General features: G+C 77.1%; 5 protein-coding genes and 1 pseudogene. All 6 read left to right on the forward strand.

Annotated elements, in window-relative coordinates; translation table 11 throughout:
* A pseudogene (locus HCN52_RS21270) lies at positions 1-1,363 on the forward strand (WD40 repeat domain-containing protein); the annotation flags it as partial.
* 394 nt (positions 1,364-1,757) lie between these two features.
* The gene (locus tag HCN52_RS21275; RefSeq protein WP_168090064.1) at positions 1,758-2,699 is read left to right on the forward strand and encodes an SCO2400 family protein; all 942 of its coding nucleotides are present in this window, start codon (positions 1,758-1,760) and stop codon (positions 2,697-2,699) included.
* Between the two features lie 105 nt (positions 2,700-2,804).
* A complete protein-coding gene (locus HCN52_RS21280; protein WP_168090065.1) occupies positions 2,805-3,626 on the forward strand; it encodes an SOS response-associated peptidase in 822 nt (273 codons plus the stop codon).
* Positions 3,626-4,312 carry an alpha/beta hydrolase family protein gene (locus HCN52_RS21285; protein WP_168090066.1) on the forward strand — a complete coding sequence of 229 codons (687 nt, stop codon included), beginning with the start codon at positions 3,626-3,628 and terminating at the stop codon, positions 4,310-4,312. The genes HCN52_RS21280 and HCN52_RS21285 overlap by 1 nt, the downstream gene beginning before the upstream one ends.
* A 149-nt stretch (positions 4,313-4,461) precedes the next feature.
* A complete protein-coding gene (locus HCN52_RS21290; RefSeq protein WP_209314819.1) occupies positions 4,462-5,262 on the forward strand; it encodes a sigma-70 family RNA polymerase sigma factor in 801 nt (266 codons plus the stop codon).
* Complete coding sequence (gene rsrA / locus HCN52_RS21295; RefSeq protein WP_168090067.1) at positions 5,262-5,546, forward strand: mycothiol system anti-sigma-R factor; 285 nt, start codon at positions 5,262-5,264, stop codon at positions 5,544-5,546. Before HCN52_RS21290 ends, rsrA begins: the two co-directional genes overlap by 1 nt.
* Positions 5,547-5,661 lie beyond the last annotated feature (115 nt).

Below are 5,661 nucleotides of genomic sequence, written 5' to 3' on the forward strand. Positions count from 1 at the left end.
CGCCGGCGAGCCGGGCCGCCACCACGCCGGCGGCACCCCGGGCGGCGCCCTGCTGCCCGGGCCGCTGGTGCGCCCGGCGGGCTGCCCGGCCGGCATGGACGCCGACTCGCGGTTCGCCGCCGTCACCACCCGCGCCTGCTGGACCGGGACGCTGCCGTACGCCTTCATGGCCGCCGACTTCGGCTCGGTGCTCTTCGACGGCGCCGGCCGCACCCTGTGGGCCGACCCCGCGGCCGCCACCGCCGCCTTCACCCCGGACGGCACCGCCCTGGTGGTGGTGCAGGACGAGGTGACGGTGTGGTTCCTCGCCGGACTCCGCCGCCCCGGCCTCACCCCCGCCCCGCGGCCGCCGCACGCCCGCGGGCACGCGCTGTTCACCCGGCTGCCGCTGCCCGAGACGCCCGCGGAACGCCCCTGCTCCTACTGGCCGGTGCGCCTCGCCGCCGTCACCGACGAGGCGCGAGCCGTCGTCTTCTCCACCCAGCTGGACCGGGGGACCGCACGCCGCCGGCAGGTGGTCTGGCAGCGGACCGAGGAGGACGCCGCCCCCGCCGCGCTGCTCCTCCCCCCGGGGCCCGGGCCGGCGGCGGCGCTCTCGGCGCTCGCCTTCGACCCCGCGGGCCGGGTGATCGCCCGCGCGGTCCTCTCCGACGAGGCGCGGCTGCTGCTCGACGGGCTCGACGGCCTGCCCCGCTGGCGGTACGCGCTGCCGGCGGGCGGCCGCCGCGGTCCGCAACGGCTGCACACCGCCTTCAGCGGCGACGGGACGCGAGTCGCCCTCGCCGCGGCCGACGGGCGCTCGGTGGTGCTGGACACCGCGTCGGGACGGCCGGTCGGCGCGTTCCGTGAACCGGGGCCGACGCTGCAGGCGGTGGCGCTGGACCGCACCGGGACGCACGTGGCCCACGGCATGGCGGGAGAGGGCCGCGGCCGCGTGGTGGTCCGCCGCGTCGACGACGGCACCGTGCTGCTGGAGTCCGGCCCCCGTGAGCTGCGGCAGTTCACCGACCTCGCGTTCTCGCCCCACGGCGACACACTCGCCGCCGCCGGCGCCACCCACCGGCGCGACGCCGCGCTGTGGACGCTGCCGCGCTCCGGCCCCGAGCCGGCCCCGTCGCCGCAAGTGGCTGTGCACGACCTGCCGTTGAGCGACCAGCCGCGCGGGTCGCTGCTGTGGGCCGCCGACGGGCCGCGTGCCGTCTTCCCCGGCAGCCGCGGCGCCGGGGTCGTCTGGGACGCGACGACGGGGCGGGTCCTCGCCGACATACCGTTCGGCGCCGGGGAGGGGGCCGTGGCGCTCTCTCCGGACGGCCGGACCCTGGTGACCGTGACCCAGGCCGGTGCCCGGCGCTGGCCGCTCTGAACCCCGGGCGCGGCGAAACGGTTCGCCCCGCCCGGGGTCCCGGTGGGCCGCGTCCCGGCGCGCCGGGGCCCGGTCCGTCCGTGAAGAACGCGCCCGCCTCAGGGCCGGTGACGCCCCGGACACCCTGCGTGCGGCAGGTGTCGGGCGGTCCGGCCCCTGCCGAGGCAGGAGGGGGCCCGGCGGCTCTCGGGGCGGTGGGCAGCCGGTGTCCGACCGGTCCTCCGGCGTCGCGTATGTCCCGAAGCCGCGCGGTGGGGGGAGCGTGTGTGTGCTGTGAGTGCCCGCCCTCCGGGGATGGCTTCGCCGCGGGCAGGCCCTAGGGTGTTGGCCGCCGACCTCCCCCACCCGGACGGCGTGGAAACACCCGACACCAGTGCGAGAAGCGTGACCAGCCGTGGACTACTGCGCAGCCTGCCGGCGCCACCTCAACGGTGCCCTCGCCTGCCCGGGCTGCGGTCGCCCCGCCCCGGTGGCGGCGGGGCCGCCGCCGGCCGGCCCGGAGGGCGCCGCTCCGACGCGTCCCGCCCCCGGGGAACCGGGCCCCGGCGGACCCGCCGGGCCGCCGTACGCCGGTCCCCCCGGCGCGACGGACACCGCCGCGTACTCCGGTGCGGGGCACACCGACGCCCTGGAGCTCGGTGAGATCTCCCTCGGTCGGCCCGCCCACGAGGGCCCGGGCCGCTCCGAGGGCCGGGAGCACGACCCGGCGGGGAGCGCCGGGGGCGAGGGCCGTCGCCGCAGCTCCCACCGCCGCCGCTCCGGCGGCGGGGTGCGCGCCGTGGTGGGCGCGGCGGTCGGCGTGGTCCTGCTGGCGGTGGCCGTCGTCGAACTCGGCGACGTCGTCTCGCCGAACGGTCCGTCCTCCGACGAGGCCGGTCCCGTCGAGACCCACGGCCCGGGGCCGGGCCCGCTGCCGGGGATCGAGGAGGACCGGGAGCCGTCCGAGCAGGAGGAGGCAGCGCCCCCGGAGGACTCCGCCGAGGCGGCGCCCACCTCCTCCGCCGCACCCGAGGAGCCCGCGGACGACACCGGGTCCGGGACCGGGCCTGAGGCCGGCGCGGACCCGACCGGAGAGTCGCCCCCGGCGCCGCAGCCGCCCGCCGAGCCCGATCCCGAGCCGGAGCAGGCGGAACCGGACCCGCTGCCGACCGCCAGCGCCAGCGCCACCGCCCGCCCCACCGGCGGCTCGCAGCCGGCGCCGCCCGGCGACGGCAGCAGCCCGCCGAGCTCCGAGCCCGCGCCCTCGGACCCTCCGGAGGAGGAGGACGAGGAGGACGACGAGGACGAGGAGGAGCCCGACCGCGAGTGCCACTGGTGGCAGTGGTTCGGCTGCTGACCCGCCCCGGCCCCGCCCGTCTCGCGCGACACCCGCCGCCGGCCGGGGCCCGCGCCTGTCCGTGACCGCGACCGGTTGTCGGCCGGTGCGCCTACGCTGGAGCACATGTGTGGTCGCTATGTCGCCAGCCGCAGCCAGGAGGACCTGGCGTCGCTGTTCCACGTCGAGCACACCGGGGGAGAGCCCCTGGAGCCCGACTGGAACGTCGCCCCCACCAAGGAGGTCTACGCGGTCCTGGACCGACCGCTGCGCGGGGCCGAGGACGCCCGCCCGGTGCGCCAGCTGCGGACCCTGCGGTGGGGGCTGGTTCCGTCCTGGTCCACCTCGCCCGACGGGGGCGCACGCATGATCAACGCGCGGGCCGAGACGCTGCACGAGAAGCCCTCCTACCGCCGCGCGTTCGCCGCGCGCCGCTGCCTGCTCCCCGCCGACGGCTACTACGAGTGGTCGACCGGGCGCGAGGAGCGGCGCGAGGAGGAGAAGGGACGGCGCAAGCGCCCCCGCAAGCAGCCGTACTACGTGACCCCGCCCGACGGGGACGTACTGGCGATGGCCGGGCTGTACGAGTTCTGGCGCGACCCGAAGCTCCCCGACGACCACCCCGGCGCCTGGTGGGTGACGTGCACCGTCATCACCACCGAGGCCGAGACCGCCCAGCTGCCCGGCACCGTGCCGGACGGCGGCAACCACCCCGACAGCCTCGCCGACATCCACCCCCGCATGCCGCTGGCGCTGCCCCGGGACCGCTGGGACGCCTGGCTGGACCCGGCAACCACCGACCCCGAGGAGCTCCGGCGCCTGCTGGCGCCGCCGCCCGAGGGCCACGTCCGCGCCTACCCCGTGCCGACCGCGGTCTCCAACGCGCGGAACAACGGCCCGGAGCTGATCTCCGAGCTGGCGGAGCCCGAGGTCGGCACACTGTTCTGATGACGCCCAGCAGCGAACCCGCCGCCCCCGCCCCGCCCGCCGCCACCCGCACCGAGACGGTGCCCACCCCCGCGGGTGACGCGCGCGTCACCTGGTACGACGCGCCGGTGGCGCACACCGTGCTGGCGCTGGGCCACGGCGCCGGCGGCGGCATCGAGGCCCGCGACCTCGTGGCGCTCGCGGCGGCGCTCCCGCCGCAGGGCTGCACCGTCGCCCTCGTCGAACAGCCCTGGCGGGTCGCCGGTCGCCGCCTCGCACCGGCACCCCGGACCCTGGACACCGCGTGGCGGCAGCTCTGGCCCGCGCTGCGCGCCCCCGCGCTCCCGGTGGTGGCGGGCGGCCGGAGCGCCGGCGCCCGGGTCGCCTGCCGCACCGCCGCGGAGCTCGGTGCCGTGGGGGTGCTGGCCCTGGCGTTCCCGCTGCATCCGCCCGGGCGCCCCGAACGCAGCCGCGCCGACGAACTCGCCGCGGCCGGCGGGGCGGGTCTGCCGCTGCTGGTGGTGCAGGGGGAGCGGGACCCGTTCGGCCGCCCCGGTGAGTTCCCGGCCGAGGTTCCGCTCGCTCCGGTGCCCGATGCCGACCACGGGTTCGCGGTGCCCCGCCGGGCCGCGACCTCCGGTCCGCAGGCAATGCGCGCGCTGACGGCGGCGGTGGCCGCGTGGGCCCCGGTGGCCGGGCGCTCCTGAGACCGCCCGCGGCGGCTGACGTGACGGTCGTCGCATCGGCCGCCCGCCCGGGAATGCCCGCGCCGCCCCGGCTGTTGTCACCGTACGCAGGGCGGACCGGAGCGCGCACCGGTACCGCCGAGAGCACTCCACCGGAGAGGACGGCGCCCATGGGATCGACCGCATGCCCCGCCCGGCCGCAGGCCACCGCAGCGGAGGTCGACTGGGCGACGCTCCGGCTCGCCGCGGGACTCGGCGGCGACACGCACGATAAGTCGGCGGGACGTCGTCTATCCTCCGAGACGGACGGGCCCTTCGGAGGCTTCGTCACCGTCAGCGAGGAGGTGGGTCCGGTCAGCCAGAGCGACGGCGGCGAGGCCGAGGAGAGCGCCGAGGAGCGCAGCGCCCGCTTCGAGCAGGAGGCGCTGGCCTTCCTGGACCAGATGTACTCCGCCGCGCTGCGGATGACCCGCAACCCGGCGGACGCGGAGGACCTCGTCCAGGAGACCTACGCGAAGGCGTACGCCTCCTTCCACCAGTTCCGCCGCGGCACCAACCTCAAGGCGTGGCTCTACCGGATCCTGACCAACACCTTCATCAACTCCTACCGCAAGAAGCAGCGCGAACCCCAGCGCAGCGCGGCGGAGGAGATCGAGGACTGGCAGCTCGCACGTGCCGAGTCGCACATGTCCACGGGGCTGAAGTCGGCGGAGTCCCAGGCGCTCGACCGCCTTCCGGACTCGGATGTGAAGCAGGCGCTCCAGGCGATCCCGGAGGACTTCCGGATCGCGGTGTACCTCGCCGACGTGGAGGGCTTCGCGTACAAGGAGATCGCCGACATCATGGGGACCCCCATCGGAACGGTGATGTCCCGGCTGCACCGCGGCCGCAGGCAGTTGCGCGACATGCTGGGCGACTACGCCAGGGAGCGCGGGCTCGCCTCGGCCGGTGCGGAGAAAGGCGCGGAGTGATGAGCTGCGAGGAGCCGCACGAGACCGACTGCGGCGAGATCCTGGACCACCTCTACGAGTACCTCGACAGCGAGATGCCCGACGGCGACCGCGACAAGTTCCGGCTGCACATGGACGAGTGCTCGCCCTGTCTGGAGAAGTACGGGCTCGAGCAGTCGGTGAAGAAGCTCGTCAAGCGCTGCTGCGGACAGGACGACGTCCCGGCTGATCTGCGCGCCAAGGTGCTGGAGCGGATCGAGACGATCCGCTCGGGCGGGACCCCGACCGAGCCGCCGCCCGGCTGACGCCCGCCCGACGCGTGGGGGCCCCGCGCCCCGGCCCGCTCGGGGGACGGCAGCGGGATGTTGCGCACCTCTATCCGTGCCGGATCGAGCCGACGGCCCCAGACCACCTCGGACT

Origin of the sequence: Streptomyces bohaiensis, from assembly GCF_012033785.1 — a bacterium.
In the GTDB taxonomy this organism is placed as follows: Bacteria; Actinomycetota; Actinomycetes; order Streptomycetales; family Streptomycetaceae; genus Streptomyces; species Streptomyces bohaiensis.